The 18,243-nt window shown below is 61.7% G+C and carries 15 protein-coding genes; 10 read left to right on the forward strand and 5 right to left on the reverse strand.

The features are described 5' to 3' along the window. Positions 1 to 183: 183 nt before the first annotated feature. Positions 184 to 1,833, reverse strand: a complete 1,650-nt coding sequence (locus GQX66_RS04855; RefSeq protein ID WP_240867152.1) for an acyl-CoA dehydrogenase family protein — start codon at positions 1,831 to 1,833, stop codon at positions 184 to 186. A gap of 95 nt (positions 1,834 to 1,928) precedes the next feature. Continuing rightward, a complete protein-coding gene (locus GQX66_RS04860) occupies positions 1,929 to 4,277 on the reverse strand; it encodes a hybrid sensor histidine kinase/response regulator (RefSeq protein WP_240867155.1) in 2,349 nt (782 codons plus the stop codon). Positions 4,278 to 4,581: 304 nt separating this feature from the next. Here GQX66_RS04860 and GQX66_RS04865 point away from each other — a divergent pair, with 304 nt between their 5' ends. The 4 genes from GQX66_RS04865 (at position 4,582) to GQX66_RS04880 (ending at position 8,102) form a co-directional block, all read left to right on the forward strand. Further along, positions 4,582 to 5,379, forward strand: a complete 798-nt coding sequence (locus tag GQX66_RS04865; RefSeq protein WP_007958699.1) for a hydroxymethylpyrimidine/phosphomethylpyrimidine kinase — start codon at positions 4,582 to 4,584, stop codon at positions 5,377 to 5,379. A 24-nt stretch (positions 5,380 to 5,403) separates the two neighbouring features. Continuing rightward, positions 5,404 to 6,027 carry a thiamine phosphate synthase gene (gene thiE / locus GQX66_RS04870; protein ID WP_007958698.1) on the forward strand — a complete coding sequence of 208 codons (624 nt, stop codon included), beginning with the start codon at positions 5,404 to 5,406 and terminating at the stop codon, positions 6,025 to 6,027. A 10-nt stretch (positions 6,028 to 6,037) separates the two neighbouring features. Next, positions 6,038 to 7,321: a glutamate-1-semialdehyde 2,1-aminomutase gene (hemL, locus tag GQX66_RS04875; protein ID WP_064599654.1), complete on the forward strand. Its 1,284-nt coding sequence runs from the start codon at positions 6,038 to 6,040 to the stop codon at positions 7,319 to 7,321. 226 nt (positions 7,322 to 7,547) lie between these two features. Beyond that, a complete protein-coding gene (locus GQX66_RS04880) occupies positions 7,548 to 8,102 on the forward strand; it encodes a tetratricopeptide repeat protein (protein ID WP_003228518.1) in 555 nt (184 codons plus the stop codon). Positions 8,103 to 8,200: 98 nt separating this feature from the next. On the opposite strand, the gene GQX66_RS04885 is transcribed toward GQX66_RS04880, so the two are convergent. Continuing rightward, the gene (locus GQX66_RS04885) at positions 8,201 to 8,530 is read right to left on the reverse strand and encodes a DUF1820 family protein (protein WP_007958692.1); all 330 of its coding nucleotides are present in this window, start codon (positions 8,528 to 8,530) and stop codon (positions 8,201 to 8,203) included. Positions 8,531 to 8,662: 132 nt separating this feature from the next. Here GQX66_RS04885 and miaB point away from each other — a divergent pair, with 132 nt between their 5' ends. From miaB to lnt, 5 genes are all read left to right on the forward strand, one after another. Beyond that, positions 8,663 to 9,991: a tRNA (N6-isopentenyl adenosine(37)-C2)-methylthiotransferase MiaB gene (gene miaB, locus GQX66_RS04890; protein WP_074691567.1), complete on the forward strand. Its 1,329-nt coding sequence runs from the start codon at positions 8,663 to 8,665 to the stop codon at positions 9,989 to 9,991. A gap of 195 nt (positions 9,992 to 10,186) precedes the next feature. After that, entirely contained in the window at positions 10,187 to 11,191 is a 1,005-nt protein-coding gene (locus GQX66_RS04895; RefSeq protein ID WP_011336084.1) for a PhoH family protein, read from the forward strand. Continuing rightward, on the forward strand, positions 11,184 to 11,678 hold the full coding sequence (gene ybeY, locus GQX66_RS04900; protein WP_007958682.1) for an rRNA maturation RNase YbeY: 495 nt from the start codon (positions 11,184 to 11,186) through the stop codon (positions 11,676 to 11,678). Before GQX66_RS04895 ends, ybeY begins: the two co-directional genes overlap by 8 nt. Before the next feature lie 5 nt (positions 11,679 to 11,683). Beyond that, entirely contained in the window at positions 11,684 to 12,523 is an 840-nt protein-coding gene (locus GQX66_RS04905) for an HlyC/CorC family transporter (protein WP_007909641.1), read from the forward strand. 17 nt (positions 12,524 to 12,540) lie between these two features. Further along, positions 12,541 to 14,064 (forward strand): apolipoprotein N-acyltransferase, encoded by a 1,524-nt coding sequence (gene lnt / locus GQX66_RS04910; protein WP_102716649.1) that lies wholly within the window; start codon positions 12,541 to 12,543, stop codon positions 14,062 to 14,064. A gap of 35 nt (positions 14,065 to 14,099) precedes the next feature. Here the strand turns inward: lnt and GQX66_RS04915 are convergent, their stop codons facing one another. Both GQX66_RS04915 and GQX66_RS04920 read right to left on the reverse strand, forming a co-directional pair. Next, positions 14,100 to 14,879, reverse strand: coding sequence for a YdcF family protein (locus GQX66_RS04915; RefSeq protein ID WP_129972488.1), 780 nt, complete (start codon positions 14,877 to 14,879; stop codon positions 14,100 to 14,102). Between the two features lie 105 nt (positions 14,880 to 14,984). Next, a complete protein-coding gene (locus tag GQX66_RS04920) occupies positions 14,985 to 15,308 on the reverse strand; it encodes a hypothetical protein (RefSeq protein WP_115079318.1) in 324 nt (107 codons plus the stop codon). Positions 15,309 to 15,561: 253 nt separating this feature from the next. Between GQX66_RS04920 and leuS the strand changes: the two genes are divergently transcribed. Then, positions 15,562 to 18,168 carry a leucine--tRNA ligase gene (gene leuS, locus GQX66_RS04925; RefSeq protein ID WP_240867176.1) on the forward strand — a complete coding sequence of 869 codons (2,607 nt, stop codon included), beginning with the start codon at positions 15,562 to 15,564 and terminating at the stop codon, positions 18,166 to 18,168. Positions 18,169 to 18,243 lie beyond the last annotated feature (75 nt).

Below are 18,243 nucleotides of genomic sequence, written 5' to 3' on the forward strand. Positions count from 1 at the left end.
ATCGTGGCGTCACGGAAACAGTGGCGTTGTGGGTTCACCCTAATCATTCAAACAATGAAGATCCCTGTGGGAGCGAGCTTGCCCGCGATGAGGCCATCACATTCAACATCGATGTTGACTGACAGGCCGTCATCGCTGGCAAGCCAGCTCCCACAGGGTTTTGTTGTGTTTGGGCGACTTGGGTCAGAAACCTTGCGGCGTAGAGCGGGCGACGATGGCTTCGACATCCAGTCCGCGCGGCAACGCGCCGTAGGCCCGCCCGCCACCGCTCAGGCGACTGGCGATGAACGCATCGCTGACCGCCGCATTCCCGGCCTCCAGCAGCAGCTTAGCTTGCAGTCCCAAAGCGATGTCTTCGGTCAGTTGCCGAGCGCGGTATTGAATGTCGCTGTTGTCCTTGAACTGTGCCTGCAATTGCTGAATGTGCGCAGCCAGTCGCTTGTCGCCATGACCGTCGCCCAACTCGCTGAACAACACATCGAGTACGCCCGGCTCTTTCGACAACGCCCGCAGCACGTCGAGGCATTGCACGTTGCCGGAGCCTTCCCACGTCGAGTTCACCGGCGCTTCCCGGTAAAGCCGCGGCAGGATGATCTCCTCGACATAGCCAGCACCGCCCATGCACTCGGCGGCTTCGTTGATCATCCCCGGCGCACGTTTGCAGATCCAGTATTTACCCACCGCCGTCACCAATCGGGCGAACTGCGCTTCATGGCGATCGTCCAGATGATCCAGCGCCTTGCCCATGCGCAGGCTCAGCGCCAGCGCGGCTTCGCTCTCCAGCGCCAGATCGGCCAGCACGTTCTGCATCAGTGGCTGTTCACTGAGCAGTTTGCCGCCGACCTTGCGATGGGCGCAGTGATGGCTGGCCTGAGTCAGCGCCTGACGCATCAGCGAGCTGGAGCCGACCATGCAATCGAAACGGGTCATCGCCACCATCTCGATGATGGTCGGCACGCCGCGCCCTTCTTCGCCGACCATCCATGCCAGCGCGCCTCGGAACTCCACTTCGCTGGAAGCGTTGGACTGGTTGCCGAGCTTGTTTTTCAGGCGCTGGATGTAGAACTGATTGCGCGTGTCGTCCGGGCGATGGCGCGGCAGCAGGAAGCAGCTCAAGCCCTTGTCGGTTTGCGCCAGCGTCAGGAACGCATCGCACATCGGCGCCGAACAGAACCACTTGTGCCCCACCAGTTCATAGGCCTGGCCCGGGCCGCTGGCGCCGACCGGATAAGCTTTGGTGGTGTTGGCACGCACGTCGGTGCCGCCCTGTTTCTCGGTCATCGCCATGCCAATGGTGACGCCCGCCTTGTGGGCCATGCCGACATTGCGCGGGTCGTATTCGGTGGCGAGGATTTTCGGCAGCCATTGCTCAGCCAGATTCGGCTGCAAACGCATCGCGGGGACACTGGCGAAGGTCATGGTCAGCGGGCAACCACTGCCGGCTTCGGCCTGACTGTGCAGATAGGACATGGAAGCGCGGGCGACATGGGCGCCGCCCTGTGGATGAGCCCAGGGCAACGACGTCAAGCCATGTTCAATGGCGATGCGCATCAGCTCGTGATACGCCGGATGAAACTCCACCAGGTCGATGCGATGTCCATAGCGGTCATGACTGGCGAACACCGGTTTGTTCTGGTTGGCGAGGAACCCGGCCTCCATCAGCGGCCCGCCGGCCAGCGCGCCGTAGGCGTCGATCCGCGACTCGGCCCAGCCGGCACCGAACCGCCGCGACCACTCCTGCAACGGCAGGTCGATGCGGTATAGATTGGTGCCGTCCAGCGACGGTGGCTGGTTGGTGACTTCGTGAGTTTCGGCGAACTGATGCAGGTTCATGACGGGGCTCCTTGATCGGCCAGAGCTTCAGTTAAGCACCGCCCCCGAACCGATCAAAGTGTCATATCGGCCTAAATACCGGCGCTTTCACCCTATCAGCAACTCAACACCCGCCGCTGCATCGCAACCTGCAGATCCTCGAATTTCACCGGTTTGCTCAGATAATCGATCGAGCCACCCGACGCGCAATGCTCGCGATCCGCCCCCAGCGCGATCATGAACACCGGCAGATGGGCGCATCCCGGCAGGTCACGAATCTGGCAACACAGCGATGCCCCATCGAGCGGCGGCAACTGGCAGTCGATCAGCACGGCATCGAAGCGCTCGCGCTGCAAACAGTCGAGCGCCGCCGCGCCGTGGTCGGCGGTGCGCACGCGGAAACCGAGCTTGAGCAACATGCCGCGCATCACCAGTTGGTTGACGCTGTTGTCGTCCACCAGCAGCACGGTGCAATCCTGCGGCGCGCGCACGGTGTCGCGGCTGAACGCGGGCACGGCTTCCACTTCCGGCAACTCAAACTCGACATCCAGTTGAAAGCGGCTGCCACTCCCCGGTTCGGAACGGTGCGTGAGCTTGCCACCGAGCAATTCCACCAATTGACGGCAGATCGCCAGACCGACACCCAGCCCGCCGTATTCGCGGGTCATCGAACCGTCGAGCTGGAAGAACCGCTGATACATCGTCGCCTCGCCCAGATCGGTAAAACCGATGCCGGTGTCGATCACCGCAAAGGACAGCGCCAGCCGATTGTCCGTCGACGGTTTGCCCGTCACCCGCAATGCCAGACCGCCGACGCGGGTGAACTTGATCGCATTGTCCAGCAGGCACTCCAGGCATTGCGCGAGTTTGGCGCTGTCGCCATGCAGGCGATCCGGCAGGGCCGGCAGCACGTCGACCTTGAAGTCCAGCGACTTGCTCGAAGCATTGCCATCGAACTGCATCCGCAACGCCTCGACCACCCCGCGCAGGCTGAAACTGCCCGGCGTCGCCTTGAGCTTGCCGGCCTGCAATTCGGTCAGGGTCAGGATGCCGTTGACCATGCGCATCATGTCCCGCGCCGAACCGGCGGCAGTCTGCTGGTATTGCTCCAGTTCCGGATCGAGTTCGACGGTCTGCATCAACTCGAGCGAACCGATCACCCCGTTCATGGGCGTGCGCAGTTCGTGGGTCAGGGTCGCGAGGAATTCGTCCTTGAGCTTGTTGCTGTGGGCCAGTTGCTGGTTCAGCACTTCAAGTTTCTGGCCGGCGTCGAACAGGGTCTGCGCCTGTTGTTCGCGCATCGCGTTGATGCGGTCGGCCAGGGCCAGCGACAGCAGCGCCACTTCGATGGCCGAGCCGATCTGGCTGGCGTACATGGTCAGGAACACATTCGGCAGCAGGCCCAGCACCATCATGGTGTTGACGATGCCGCCGATCAGGAACGCCGACCAGGCAATGATGAAATAGCGCGCCACCCGCAGGCCGCGCCACCAAGCGAGGATCCCGGCGGCGAAGATCACCACGGTGAAGGTCAGTGCCAGGGTCGTCGCCAGACGCAGGGCCAGGCCATAACTGGTCATCAACGACAGACCGATCACCACGGCGCCAAAAACAATCAGGGCGATCAACAGACGATCGAGCCAACGGCTGTGGTTCTTCGTCTGCAGGAAACTGCGGGCGAACTGGCTGCCGAAGAGCCCCGCGCAACCGATGAAGAACGGCGTGGCGGCGTTGGCCCACCACGGGTTGTCCGGCCAGAAATACTCGACCGCCGCGCCATTGACCGACAGCTGATAAAGGCCGAACGAGGCGATATAGAAGATGTAATAGAGGTAACTGGTGTCGCGCACGCTGAGGTAGATGAACAGGTTGTAGACCAGCATCCCCAGCAGCACGCCATAAATGATCCCCAGCACATACAGGCGCACTGGCTGGTCTTCGAGGTAAGCGGTGCTCGACCACAACGTTACCGGCGCCTGGATCGAGCCTTCGCTGGACAACCGCAGATAAACGGTTCGTTGCTGATCCGGCTTGAACGCCAGATCGAACAGGTAATTGTTCTGGCGGATCTCGCGACTGGCGAACGGCAAAGCGTCGCCGGTCTGCCGCACCAGACGGTAGTCACCGGCGGCATCGGGCAGATACAGATCGAGATGATCGAGCGGCGGATACGCCAGTTCCAGCAGCCAGCTGCGTTGCGCCGACGGGTTGGTCGGGCGGTAATGCAGATCGATCTTCAGCCAGAACACCGAGCGCGAATAACCGGCATTGAGCGTGGCTTTGTCATGGGGTTTGAAGTTTCCGGCGGCGGCTTGCGCGCGGACATCGGCAATGCTCGCCTGACCGCTCGGGTCTTCGAACACTTGCAGGGATCGACCCAGCGGGAGGCTCTGGGTGAACTCGTCGAACTCGACGGCGCTTGCCAGCAGGGGCAAGCAGAACAGCAACATCAACAAATAGCGCATTGAAGCCCCAGCGTGGCTTGGCCGGTTGTGTCAGGAAGCCCCCCATTCCCTTTGAGATGACGTAAAACCGGTATTACCTGTTATTGGTTTGGATCCACTCTAGCATAGCCGTTGATGGCCATTGAGCACCATGGAAATTTTTCCAAGGAAGGCTCTAGAACGGGCGTTCCAGAGCAAAACACCGGGTTAGAGCTGTTGGCTCGGTCAGATTGTGACAAGCGCTGTGGATCTCGCTACCCGGGTTATCGGCCGCGCGCTGCGCCACAACACCCGGAAAACAGGTTTGGTGGTAAGCTCGCGCACCATGAATATCTACAGCTCACGCCCCGTTGTCCTCTGTCTCTCCGGCCACGACCCCAGTGGCGGCGCCGGCCTGCAGGCAGATATCGAAGCCCTGCTCGCTCAGGGTTGCCATGCGGCTCCGGCCGTCACCGCCCTGACCGTGCAAGACACGGTCAACGTCACTGACTTTCGCGTCCTCGACCGTGAGTGGGTACTGGCCCAGGCCAATGCCGTACTCAACGATTCCGAAGTCGCGGCAGTGAAACTGGGCATGCTCGGTTCCCTGGAAATGGTCGACACCGTCGTCGAACTGCTCCAGGCGCACCCGCACTTGCCAGTGGTCTGCGACCCGGTGCTGCGCGCTGGCGGCGGCGGACGCCTGGGCAAGGACGAAGTCGGCTACGCCATGCGCGAACGCCTGCTGCCGCTGTCGATCATCGCCACCCCCAATCTTCCCGAAGCCCGGATCCTCGCCGAACTGCCAGAAGGCACCGCGGACGAGTGTGCTGAAAAACTGTTGCCGTACATCAAGAACCTGCTGATCACCGGCGGTCACGGCGACGAAACCGAAATCCACAATCGCCTGTACAGCCGCGACGGCCTGCGCGAAACGTTCAAGTGCCAGCGCCTGCCGGGCAGCTATCACGGTTCCGGCTGCACCCTGGCCAGCACCCTCGCCGGCCGCCTGGCACTGGGCGAAAACCTTGCGAGCGCGGTGCGTACTGCGCTGGATTACACCTGGCGCACCCTGCGCGATGCCGAACAGCTGGGCAAAGGCCAGTTCGTGCCGCGTCGCCTGCCGCTGGATTTCTGTTCCTGATGTTTCGAGCCTGAGGTCTGCGCGATGAAACTACGTGGCCTGTATGCCATCACCGACAGCCAGTTGCTGGCCGGCAAGTTTCTGTCCTACGTGGAGGCGGCGCTGGAAGGCGGCGTCACCCTGCTGCAATACCGTGACAAGAGCAGCGACGAGGCCCGCCGTCTGCGTGAGGCCGAAGCCCTGCGCGATCTATGCGAACGCTACAAGACGCAACTGATCATCAACGATGACGCCGAACTGGCCGCGCGCCTGAACGTCGGCGTGCACCTGGGCCAGACCGACGGCCCGCTGTCGCCGACCCGCGCCCTGCTCGGCTCCAAGGCGATCATCGGCTCGACCTGCCACGCACAGCTTGAACTGGCCGAACAGGCCGCCAAAGAAGGCGCGAGTTACGTCGCCTTCGGTCGCTTCTTCAATTCCAGTACCAAACCCGGTGCACCGAGTTGCAGCCTCGATCTGCTCGACGAGGCCAAACGTACCCTGCACCTGCCGATCTGCGCGATCGGCGGCATCACCCTCGACAACGCCGCGCCACTGGTGGCCCACGGTGTCGATCTGCTGGCCGTGGTCCATGGCCTGTTCGGCGCCGACAGCACCGCCGAAGTGACCCGCCGCGCCCGCGCCTTCAATGAATTACTAAAAGTCTGAGAGCCCGATCATGTCTCGTTCCGAAACCCTGTTTGCCAACGCCCAGAAACACATTCCCGGTGGCGTGAACTCGCCGGTGCGCGCGTTCAAGAGCGTTGGCGGCACGCCGCTGTTCTTCAAGCACGCCGAAGGCGCCTACGTCACTGACGAAGACGACAAGCGTTATGTGGATTACGTGGGCTCCTGGGGGCCGATGATCCTCGGCCACAGCCACCCGGACGTGCTGGACGCGGTGCGCAACCAGTTGCAGCACGGCCTGTCCTACGGCGCGCCGACCGCGATGGAAACCGAGATGGCCGACCTGGTCTGCTCGCTGGTGCCGTCGATGGAGATGGTGCGCATGGTCAGCTCCGGCACCGAAGCGACCATGAGCGCGATCCGTCTGGCCCGTGGTTTCACCGGCCGCGACAGCATCATCAAGTTCGAAGGCTGCTACCACGGTCACTCCGACAGCCTGCTGGTCAAGGCCGGTTCCGGTGCACTGACCCAGGGCGTACCGAGTTCGGCGGGAGTGCCGGCAGCGTTCGCCAAACACACCCTGACCCTGCCGTTCAACGACATCGACGCGGTTGAAAAAATGCTCGCCGAAGTCGGTCAGGACGTCGCCTGCATCATCGTCGAGCCAGTGGCCGGCAACATGAACTGCGTACCGCCGGCGCCGGGTTTCCTCGAAGGCCTGCGCAGCCTGTGCGACAAGCACGGCGTGGTGCTGATTTTCGACGAAGTGATGACCGGTTTCCGCGTCGCCCTCGGCGGTGCCCAGGCTTACTACGGCGTAACCCCGGACCTGACCACCTTCGGCAAGATCATCGGCGGCGGCATGCCGGTCGGCTGCTTCGGCGGCAAGCGCTCGATCATGGAGCGCATCGCGCCGCTGGGCCCGGTCTATCAGGCAGGCACCTTGTCGGGTAACCCACTGGCGATGGCCGCCGGCCTGACCACCCTGCGCCTGATCAGCCGTCCGGGTTTCCACGCCGAACTGACCGATTACACCACCCGCCTGCTCGACGGCCTGCAACAGCGCGCCGATGCCGCCGGCATTCCGTTCGTGACCACCCAGGCGGGCGGCATGTTCGGTCTGTACTTCAGCGGTGCCGACGACATTGTTACTTTTGAAGACGTGATGGCCAGCGATGCAGCGCTGTTCGGCCGCTTCTTCCACCTGATGCTGGAAGGTGGCGTGTACCTGGCACCGAGCGCCTTCGAAGCCGGATTCACCTCGATCGCCCATGGCGAAGCCGAGCTGAAACTGACCCTCGACGCCGCTGAGCGCGCCTTCGCCAAATTGAAGTAAAACGCCCCGCCGCTGACGTTGGCCATTGCCAGCGTCAGCGTTCTCCTACATCCGCACGTCTTTTCCGACACGCCTGCCAAAAATCCCCCATAAAGTGGGCGATATATTTCCCGCGCAGCAGAAAATCGAGTAAAGACTTTGTAAGGATGGCCCTGCTTATTTCATAATGCGCGCTTATTGGATCCCTCGACGGGTCCGCGCGCCCTTCAGAGGTAAGTCGATTCCCATGAACCGCACCGGCCGCACCCTTGCCTTGGGCTGCCTGTTGCTCCTTCAGCCGCTGCTCGCACATGCACAAGCAGGCGGCAACTCGTTGTTGATCCCGGCGATGGGTCGCTGCACCCTCAATACTCAGCCGCAAGATGTCACGCAGGCACTCGCCGCCTGCCAAAAGGCAGCGGATGAGGGGGATGCGCAAGCGCAATACGAGTTGGGTGAGTTCTACTACGACGGCAAGAATGCGCCGCGCGACCTCAATCAAGCCCTGAGCTATTTCGAAAAGGCCTCGCTGCAAGGTCACGCCCAGGCGCAATTCAAGCTCGGCACCATGTTCTTCCACGGTGAAGGCGTGCAGGCCAACAACATTCAGGCTTATATCGTGCTGAAGATGGCCGCGGTCAACGGCGCCGAAGACGCGCTCGACACCGCCGACGAAGTGTCTGAAAAGATGTCCCGCGAAGACCTGGAAACCGCGACCCAGGTGCTCGGGCAAATTTTCCGTAAATACCTGATGGAACTGCAGAGCGCCGACGGGCGTACGCCGTTCTCGCCCCTGCCCTGACTAACGATAGTTCCCGCGCTTTTCGTCACCGACGCGAAACGTCGAAGGCGGCATTCCCACGCAGAGCATGGGAACGATCACCTCCATAAAACCCGGTTTTACTTCTCGGGCATCGGCACCGGAAACGGCATCACATTGCCAACACCGCCACGGGCTTCACTGATCTTTGGCGTCCCCAGTCGCTCGACTTCATCGATGCGCACGATTGAGTGCATCGGCACAAAGCTGCGCACCACGCCTTCGAACTGCGCCTTGAGCTTTTCTTCGCTCGGGTCGACGACCACTTGCGTGCGCTCGCCAAAGACGAACTCTTCCACTTCCAGGAAACCCCACAGATCACTTTGATAGATCTGCTTGGCGTACATTTCGAACACCTGGCCCTGGTTGAGGAAAATCACCTTGTAGATTGGAGCTTCGCGTTTGGTCATGGCGGGCGGACGACATCGGGGTAAAAATGAGGGCGCGAACTATAGCATAGCCACCGGACGCGCAGCGGTAGGAACCTGGGGACATGTTCCCTATAATGCGCGGTTCTTTGAACCACGTGACGACCCTATTCCATGGCCAAGAAGCTTTACATCGAAACCCACGGTTGCCAGATGAACGAGTACGACAGCTCGCGCATGGTCGATCTGCTGGGCGAACACCAGGCCCTGGAAGTCACGGCGCGCGCCGAAGATGCCGACGTGATCCTGCTCAACACCTGCTCGATCCGCGAACGCGCCCAGGACCGGGTGTATTCCCAGCTCGGCCGCTGGCGCGAACTGAAACTGGCCAACCCGGACATGGTGATCGCCGTCGGCGGTTGCGTGGCCAGCCAGGAGGGCGCGGCGATCCGTGATCGCGCCCCGTACGTCGACGTGGTGTTCGGCCCGCAGACCCTGCACCGCCTGCCGGAAATGATCGACGCCGCGCGCATCAGCAAGCTGCCGCAAGTCGACGTCTCGTTCCCGGAAATCGAAAAATTCGACCACCTGCCCGAGCCGCGCATCGATGGGCCAAGCGCCTACGTGTCGGTGATGGAAGGCTGCAGCAAGTACTGCACGTTCTGCGTGGTGCCCTACACCCGCGGCGAAGAAGTCAGCCGGCCGTTCGACGACGTGATCGCCGAGATCATTCACCTGGCTGAACACGGCGTGCGCGAAGTGACCCTGCTGGGGCAGAACGTCAACGGCTATCGCGGGCTGACCCACGACGGTCGTCTGGCGGATCTGGCCGAACTGATCCGCGTCGTCGCGGCGGTCGACGGCATCGACCGCATCCGCTACACCACCTCGCACCCGCTGGAATTCTCCGACAGCCTGATCCAGGCCCACGCCGAAGTGCCGGAACTGGTGAAGCACCTGCACTTGCCGGTGCAGTCGGGTTCGGACCGGATCCTGGCCGCGATGAAGCGCAACCACACGGCGCTGGAGTACAAATCCAAGCTGCGCAAACTGCGCGCCGCCGTACCGGGCATCTGCATCAGCTCGGACTTTATCGTCGGCTTCCCGGGGGAAACCGAGAAAGATTTCGAGCAGACCATGAAGCTGATTGCCGATGTCGGTTTCGATTTTTCCTACTCGTTCGTCTACAGCCAGCGCCCAGGCACTCCAGCCGCCGATCTGGCCGACGACACCCCGGAAGAACTGAAGAAAGAACGCCTGAACGCCTTGCAGCACCGTTTGAATCAGCAAGGGTTCGAGATCAGCCGACAAATGGTCGGTTCGGTCCAGCGCATTCTGGTGACCGATTATTCGAAGAAAGACCCGGGCGAGCTGCAAGGGCGCACCGAGAATAACCGTATCGTCAACTTCCGCTGCGATAATCCGACCCTGATCGGCCAGTTCGCCGACGTCCACATCGACGCGGCGCAACCGCACTCGCTGCGCGGCTCGCTGATCCAGTAACACCCTTTGTTCAACTGTGGGAGCGAGCCTGCTCGCGATGAACGATGACGCGGTTTTTCAGATGAACCGCATTCATGCCCATCGCGAGCAGGCTCGCTCCCACAGGAACGGCATCAATTTAAGAGCTTTCGCACCCACGCCGCTGGCGTTATCCTTGATTTCATCCTAATTGCCCCAGGGCGGCTAAATACGACCTTGAACGCACCCATCGAACCACATCGTTTCATCCTCGAGCCCTTTGAGGCTCGCCGCTTCGCCAATCTGTGCGGGCAGTTCGACGAGCACTTGCGGCTGATCGAACAGCGCCTGGCCATCGAGATCCGCAACCGCGGCAATCAGTTCGAGCTGATCGGCGAACCCAAGCACACCACTTCCGCGGAAAACCTGATTCGCCGCCTGTACCGGGAAACCAAGGGTTCAGAGCTGTCGCCGGATACGGTTCACCTGTTCCTTCAGGAATCGGCCGTTGAGCAGCTGGACAACCACGCCCCCGCTGAAGCCTCCGTCGCCCTGCGCACCAAGAAAGGCATGATTCGCCCACGCGGCTTGAATCAGCTGCGCTACGTGAAGGAAATTCTCGGCAACGACATCAACTTCGGCATCGGCCCGGCCGGTACCGGCAAGACGTATCTGGCTGTCGCCTGCGCCGTCGATGCGCTGGAGCGTGAACAGATCCGTCGCATCCTGCTGGTGCGTCCGGCGGTCGAAGCGGGTGAGAAACTCGGCTTCCTGCCCGGCGATCTGTCGCAGAAGATCGACCCGTACCTGCGCCCGCTCTACGACGCGCTCTACGAGATGCTCGGTTTCGAATACGTGGCCAAGCTGATCGAGCGTCAGGTGATCGAAGTCGCGCCGCTGGCCTACATGCGCGGTCGCACGCTGAACAACAGCTTCATCATTCTCGACGAAAGTCAGAACACCACCGTCGAGCAGATGAAGATGTTCCTGACCCGGATCGGTTTCGGCTCCACAGCCGTAATCACCGGCGACATCACCCAGGTCGACCTGCCGCGCGGTACCAAATCCGGACTTCATCACGTCATCGAAGTCCTGAAAGATGTGCCGGGTATCAGCTTCACCCACTTCCAGCCCAAAGACGTGGTGCGCCATCCGTTGGTGCAACGCATCGTCGAAGCCTACGAGCGCTTCGAGACGCGTTTGGCCGATGAAGCGCCAAAGGACACCCGCCACGATGCTTGAGCTTGACCTGCAAATCGCGACCGAAGCGTCTGCGCCGACCGAAGCCGAGTTCCGCCAATGGTGCGAACTGGCCCTGCGCCAGCGCACCGCTGACTCGGAAATGACCATTCGTCTGGTCGACGAGGAAGAAGGCCGCGAGCTGAATCACACCTGGCGCCACAAGGATTACGCGACCAACGTCCTGTCCTTTCCCGCCGAAGTGCCCGACGAGTTTCTCGACATACCATTGCTGGGCGATCTGGTGATCTGCGTGGCGGTGGTCGAGCGCGAGGCTGCCGAACAGGGCAAGGAACTAAAGGCCCACTGGGCACATCTGGTCATTCACGGCTGCTTGCATCTGCTGGGTTACGACCATATAGATGACGAGGAAGCCGAGGAAATGGAAGCACTGGAACGCGAGTTGCTTGCCGAATTGGGTTATCCCGATCCGTACGCGGACGACGAAACCGAAACATCCCCTACTGTTACAACAAAGGATTCAGAGTAATCGCTATGAGCGAAGATCGATCGAGCAACGGGCAAAAGTCATGGCTGGGCAAACTGACCCAGGCTTTTGCCCACGAGCCGAAGAACCGCCAGGAGCTGCTTGAGCTGCTGCGCGATGCACATCAGAACAAACTGCTGGACAGCGAAGCGCTGGCCATCGTCGAAGGCGCCATCCAGGTGGCTGACCTGCAGGTTCGCGACATCATGGTGCCGCGCTCGCAGATGATCAGCATCAAGGCGACCCAGACACCCCGCGAATTCCTCCCTGCCGTGGTCGACTCGGCCCACTCGCGCTACCCGGTCATCGGCGAAAGCCATGACGACGTGATGGGCGTGCTGCTGGCCAAGGATCTGCTGCCACTGATCCTCAAGGAGAACGGCGACAGCTTCAACATCAAGGACCTGCTGCGCCCGGCCACGTTCGTGCCGGAGTCCAAGCGTCTGAACGTGTTGCTGCGTGAATTCCGCGCCAACCACAACCACATGGCCATCGTGATCGACGAATACGGCGGCGTGGCCGGTCTGGTGACCATCGAAGACGTGCTTGAACAAATCGTCGGCGACATTGAAGACGAGCACGACGTCGAAGAAGACAGCTACATCAAGCCGCTGCCCAGCGGTGATTTCCTGATCAAGGCCCTGACGCCGATCGAGAACTTCAACGAGTTCTTCGACAGCGAATTCTCCGACGACGAGTTCGACACCGTCGGCGGGCTGGTGATGAGCGCGTTCGGGCACTTGCCAAAACGCAACGAAATCACTGAAATCGGCGCCTATCGTTTCCGCATCCTGAACGCCGACAGCCGTCGGATTCATTTGCTGCGACTGACCCCAATCGCCCGGTAAAAAATCTAAGGATTGAAATGCGCTGGACAACCCGCCCCGGCTGGCCCGGTAACCTGCTGGCCGTGGCGGCCGGTGCAATCACCACCTTCGCTCTGGCACCGTTCGATCTCTGGCCGCTGGCGTTGCTGGCGGTCGGCCTGTTCTATGCCGGCCTGCGCGAGCTGAGCCCGCGACAAGCCCTGGGCCGTGGCTGGTGCTTCGGTTTCGGCCTGTTCGGCGCCGGCACCAGCTGGATCTATTACAGCATCCACCATTTCGGCGGCGCGTCGGTGCTGCTGGCCGGGTTCCTGATGCTGATCTTCACGGCGGCCATTGCCTGGTTCTTCGCCCTGCCCGCGTGGCTGTGGGCGCGCTGGCTGCGGCGTAATGAAGCGCCGGTGGCCGACGCCCTGGCGTTTGCGGCGTTGTGGGTAGGCCAGGAAGCTTTCCGTGGCTGGTTCCTCACCGGTTTCCCGTGGCTGTATTCCGGTTACAGCCAGCTCGACGGCCCGCTGGCCGGACTCGCGCCAGTAGGCGGCATGTGGCTGGTGTCGTTCGTCCTGGCACTGACCGCTGCACTGATCTACAACGCACCGCGCCTGCTGCAAACCCGCCGCAAAGCCTTCATCGCTGCCGGCCTGGTATTGCTGATCGGGCCATGGGCGGCGGGCATTGCGCTCAAGGGCCATGCCTGGACCAGCCCGGCGGGCGCGCCGCTGACCGTTGCCGCGATTCAGGGCAACGTCGCGCAAAGCATGAAATGGGACCCGGCCGAACTCAATGCGCAACTGGCGCTGTACCGCGACCTGAGTTTCCGCTCCAAACCGGTGGACCTGCTGATCTGGCCGGAAACCGCCGTCCCGGTGCTCAAGGAGTCCGCCGAGGGCTACCTGACCATGATGGGCAACTTCGCCGCCGAGCGTAAATCGGCGCTGATCACCGGCGTACCGATCCGCGAAATGGTTCACCACGAGAGACGCTTCTACAACGGCATCACCGTGGTTGGCGAAGGCGATGGCACCTATCTCAAGCAAAAACTGGTGCCGTTCGGCGAGTACGTACCGTTGCAGGACATCCTGCGCGGGCTGATCGCATTCTTCGACCTGCCGATGTCCGACTTCGCCCGCGGCCCTGCCGATCAGGCCTTGTTGCAGGCCAAGGGATATCAGATCGCGCCGTTCATCTGCTACGAAGTGGTGTATCCGGAGTTCGCCGCAGGCCTGGCGGCACGCAGCGATCTGCTGCTGACGATCAGCAACGACACTTGGTTCGGTACGTCCATCGGCCCGTTGCAACACCTGCAAATGGCGCAGATGCGCGCGCTTGAAGCCGGACGCTGGATGATTCGTGCGACCAACAACGGCGTGACCGGACTGATCAACCCGTTTGGCCAGATCACCGAGCGCATTCCGCAGTTCGAACAGGGCGTGCTGTACGGCGAAGTGGTGCCGATGCACAACCTGACGCCGTATCTGCAATGGCGCTCGTGGCCGCTGATCATCCTGTGCGTGGTGCTGTTCGGCTGGGCGCTGATGACCAATCGGATGTCCAAGACGCTCTGAAAACCTGCTCACTCCCGCGTCCTGCGCGGGAGTGATCAATCGGCGCTGTCATCCCCTCGATAGAACAGCGAATAACCGATCTGCCCCACCGCCTCGTTCATCAACTGCCCGCTCTGCCAGATCGACTTGAATTCCGGCAGCCAGCCGCCAAACGGCCGGGCATTGTCCGTGCCGAGGAAACCAACCGGCGCCGGCACCACTTCAAATCCAGCCTGTTGATAACTCCACACCGCTCGCGGCATGTGCCAGGCCTGGGTCACCAGCACGATGCGTTTGACGCCTTCCGGCAACAACACTTTGGCGCTGAATTCGGCGTTTTCCCACGTGGTGCGGCTCTCCCCTTCCTGCCAACGCACCGTCACACCGAAATCATCGCGTAGCGAATCGGCCATCAATTTGGCTTCGGTCGGCGGTGTACCGTAATGCAGGCCACCGCTGGTCAGAATCGGCAACCCCGACGCCTTGGCCAGTCGCGCCGCGTAACGCTGCCGTTCAAGCCCGACACCAGTCGGCTGATCTTCGCCCCAGGCCACATCGCCGCGTTCGCGACCGGAGCCCAGCACCACAATCGCATCCGCGCGCTGCGCCAGACTTGTCCATGCTTCCCGGGCCAGCGGCGGTTCGCGCTCCAGAGCCTTGGCGCCCCATTGCACGACCACCGGCAGACTCATCAGCCAAAAGCCGCCAAACCCCAGGGCAAAACACAGCCCCGCCAGCCGTGGCCGCGAGCGACGCAGCCACCAGGCCGCCAGCAACAGCAGCAAAAGAAGGCCGGGCGGCAACAGAAGTTGTTTAATGAAATAACGAAAAGGCATCGAGCATCTCCAAAGATGCCCGAAGCCTAAGTGGGTTGATGCAGCGCGACAACCAGTAGGGTCGGATCCCGTTGAAAAAGATCCGCTTTTTGACCTGCCATGCGTTTACTTGGCCTGCAGAGTCCGCACTTTGACGGTATCTCTGCCGGGTGCCTTGTCCTTGAGCCAGATGACCTTCGCCGAATGGGCAGCATCGAGCTGTTTCACTGCTTGTGACAGGTATCCGTGGGTTTCACGCTCACTGCGATCCAGATAGGCCTTGACCAGTTTGAACTCGGCGGGACTCAAACCACGCAATTCCAGCTCCAGGGGGCGCTCGTCGCGCAGCCTTCCAGCGGTTTTTGCCGCGTCCAGGGCCATACCCAGACGATCGATCAACCGCTCGTACAACTCGGGTTTGGTAACGTTTTTTTGCTGTGACTCCACCATCCCTCACCTCATTGAAGATAAGACTCACTCCCCAGTTAGAGCTTAGCTTCGCTGCACAAACCGGCTGCACGCCGCGACCAACGGCCCTCGCCGCAATTTCAGCCGGTCAAACGGCTGCAATCAGGGTTTCCCTAGGCCGAGCGCGGTCATGTATGCTACGGCGCTTCCTGTAACTCCACTTCCAGCTCGTCCGGCACGTCCCGAACGTCGCATTGAAGAGGATTAGGCCACCCTATCCAGTACAAAAGTAGCCATGCACGAACAATATCAGCCCCGTGAAATCGAAGCCGCCGCCCAGTCCTTCTGGGACGAGCAAAAGTCCTTTGAAGTCAGTGAACAGCCAGGCAAGGAGACTTACTACTGCCTGTCGATGTTCCCTTACCCCAGCGGCAAGCTACACATGGGGCACGTGCGCAACTACACCATCGGCGACGTGATCTCCCGCTACCAGCGCATGCTCGGCAAGAACGTTCTGCAACCGATGGGTTGGGACGCCTTCGGCATGCCGGCGGAAAACGCCGCGATGAAGAACAACGTGGCTCCGGCCAAGTGGACCTATGAAAACATCGCCTACATGAAGTCCCAGCTGCGCAGCCTGGGCCTGGCGGTGGACTGGTCGCGCGAAGTCACCACCTGCAAACCGGATTACTACCGCTGGGAACAATGGCTGTTCACTCGCCTGTTCGAAAAAGGCGTGATCTACCGCAAGAACGGCACCGTGAACTGGGACCCGATCGACCAGACCGTTCTGGCTAACGAGCAGGTCATCGACGGTCGCGGCTGGCGTTCCGGCGCGCTGATCGAAAAGCGCGAAATCCCGATGTACTACTTCAAGATCACCGCTTACGCGGATGAGCTGCTGGAGAGCCTCGACGAACTGACCGGCTGGCCCGAGCAAGTCAAGACCATGCAGCGCAACTGGATCGGCAAGTCGCGCGGGATGGAAGTGCAGTTCCCGTACAACGTCGATTCGATCGGCGAAAGCGGCACCCTGAAAGTCTTCACCACCCGTCCGGACACCCTGATGGGCGCAACCTATGTTGCCGTGGCCGCCGAGCATCATCTGGCTGCTCTCGCCGCGAAGAACAACCCTGAGCTGCAAGCGTTCATCGCCGAATGCAAGGGCGGCAGCGTCGCCGAAGCCGACGTCGCCACCCAAGAGAAGAAAGGCCTGCCGACCGGCCTGTTCGTCGAGCACCCGCTGACCGGCGAAAAACTGCCGGTGTGGGTCGCCAACTACGTGCTGATGCACTACGGCGACGGCGCGGTCATGGCGGTGCCGGCGCACGACGAGCGCGATTTCGAATTCGCCCACAAGTACAACCTGCCGGTCAAATCCGTGGTGCGCACCAGCTCCGGTGAAACCAACCCGGCGCCATGGCAGGACGCCTACGGCGAGCACGGCACGCTGATCAACTCCGGCGAGTTCGACGGTCTGGACTTCGCTGGCGCGTTCGACGCCATGGAAGTCGCCCTGATCAAGAAAAACCTCGGCGCCTCGCGCACCCAGTTCCGCCTGCGCGACTGGGGCATCAGCCGCCAGCGCTACTGGGGCTGCCCGATCCCGATCATCCACTGCGATACCTGCGGTGACGTGCCGGTGCCGGAAGATCAACTGCCTGTTGTCCTGCCGGAAGACGTGGTGCCGGACGGCGCCGGTTCGCCGCTGGCGCGCATGCCCGAGTTCTACGAGTGCGCCTGCCCGAAATGCGGTCAGCCTGCCAAGCGTGAAACCGACACCATGGACACCTTCGTCGAGTCGTCCTGGTACTACGCCCGTTACGCCTCGCCGCACTTCGAAGGCGGTCTGGTGGAAAAATCCGCGGCCGACCACTGGTTGCCGGTGGATCAGTACATCGGCGGTATCGAACACGCCATTCTTCACCTGCTCTACGCACGCTTCTTCCACAAGCTGATGCGTGACGAAGGCCTGGTGAGCTCCAACGAGCCGTTCAAGAATCTGCTGACCCAGGGCATGGTGGTCGCCGAGACTTACTATCGTCGTGAAGCCAACGGTGCCTACACCTGGTTCAACCCGGCGGACGTGGAACTCGAGCGCGACAGCAAGGCCAAGGTCATCAGCGCCAAGCTGATCGCCGACGGCCTGCCGGTGGAAATCGGCGGCACCGAGAAGATGGCCAAGTCGAAGAACAACGGCGTCGACCCTCAGTCGATGATCGACCAGTTCGGCGCCGACACCTGCCGTCTGTTCATGATGTTCGCCTCGCCACCTGACATGAGCGCTGAATGGTCGGACTCCGGCGTGGAAGGCTCGCACCGCTTCCTCAAGCGCGTCTGGCGTCTGGCTCAGGCCCATGTCACTCAGGGTCTGCCGGGCAAACTGGACATCGCCGGCCTGAATGACGAGCAGAAAGTCATTCGCCGCGCGATCCACCAGGCGATCAAGCAGGCCAGCCACGACGTCGGCCAGAACCACAAATTCAACACCGCCATCGCCCAGGTGATGACGCTGATGAACGTGCTGGAAAAAGCCGCGCAAGCGACCGAACAGGATCGCGCACTGGTTCAGGAAGGTCTGGAAACCGTGACGCTGCTGCTCGCACCGATCACGCCGCACATCAGCCACGAGCTGTGGAACCGTCTGGGCCACGCCGATCCGGTGATCGACGCCGGCTGGCCGGTGCTGGACGAAAGCGCGCTGGTGCAGGACAGCCTGACCCTGGTGATCCAGGTCAACGGCAAGCTGCGCGGCCAGATCGAAATGCCGGCCGCCGCCACCCGTGAAGAAGTCGAAGCGGCAGCCCGCGCCAACGAAAACGTGCTGCGTTTCGTTGACGGCCTGACGATTCGCAAAGTGATCGTAGTGCCCGGGAAACTGGTCAATATCGTCGCCAGCTAATTGGATCGGGCGTCAGGTGAGCCTGGCGTCCAGTAAAACCTTTCGGGCCACAGAGTCGGCCCACATGGTTTCAAG

Origin of the sequence: Pseudomonas sp. B707 (genome assembly GCF_022496685.1) — a bacterium.
Classification (GTDB): domain Bacteria; phylum Pseudomonadota; class Gammaproteobacteria; order Pseudomonadales; family Pseudomonadaceae; genus Aquipseudomonas; species Aquipseudomonas paraglycinae.

Bases quoted from the DNA above. Each gene is read 5' to 3' on its own strand.
- GQX66_RS04915 (WP_129972488.1), bottom strand. From the start codon at position 14,879: ATGCCTTTTCGTTATTTCATTAAACAACTTCTGTTGCCGCCCGGCCTT.
- thiE (WP_007958698.1), top strand. From the start codon at position 5,404: ATGAAACTACGTGGCCTGTATGCCATCACCGACAGCCAGTTGCTGGCC.
- GQX66_RS04905 (WP_007909641.1), top strand. From the start codon at position 11,684: ATGAGCGAAGATCGATCGAGCAACGGGCAAAAGTCATGGCTGGGCAAA.
- GQX66_RS04880 (WP_003228518.1), top strand. From the start codon at position 7,548: ATGAACCGCACCGGCCGCACCCTTGCCTTGGGCTGCCTGTTGCTCCTT.
- GQX66_RS04920 (WP_115079318.1), bottom strand. From the start codon at position 15,308: ATGGTGGAGTCACAGCAAAAAAACGTTACCAAACCCGAGTTGTACGAG.
- ybeY (WP_007958682.1), top strand. From the start codon at position 11,184: ATGCTTGAGCTTGACCTGCAAATCGCGACCGAAGCGTCTGCGCCGACC.
- GQX66_RS04885 (WP_007958692.1), bottom strand. From the start codon at position 8,530: ATGACCAAACGCGAAGCTCCAATCTACAAGGTGATTTTCCTCAACCAG.
- leuS (WP_240867176.1), top strand. From the start codon at position 15,562: ATGCACGAACAATATCAGCCCCGTGAAATCGAAGCCGCCGCCCAGTCC.
- GQX66_RS04860 (WP_240867155.1), bottom strand. From the start codon at position 4,277: ATGCGCTATTTGTTGATGTTGCTGTTCTGCTTGCCCCTGCTGGCAAGC.
- GQX66_RS04865 (WP_007958699.1), top strand. From the start codon at position 4,582: ATGAATATCTACAGCTCACGCCCCGTTGTCCTCTGTCTCTCCGGCCAC.
- miaB (WP_074691567.1), top strand. From the start codon at position 8,663: ATGGCCAAGAAGCTTTACATCGAAACCCACGGTTGCCAGATGAACGAG.
- GQX66_RS04855 (WP_240867152.1), bottom strand. From the start codon at position 1,833: ATGAACCTGCATCAGTTCGCCGAAACTCACGAAGTCACCAACCAGCCA.
- hemL (WP_064599654.1), top strand. From the start codon at position 6,038: ATGTCTCGTTCCGAAACCCTGTTTGCCAACGCCCAGAAACACATTCCC.
- lnt (WP_102716649.1), top strand. From the start codon at position 12,541: ATGCGCTGGACAACCCGCCCCGGCTGGCCCGGTAACCTGCTGGCCGTG.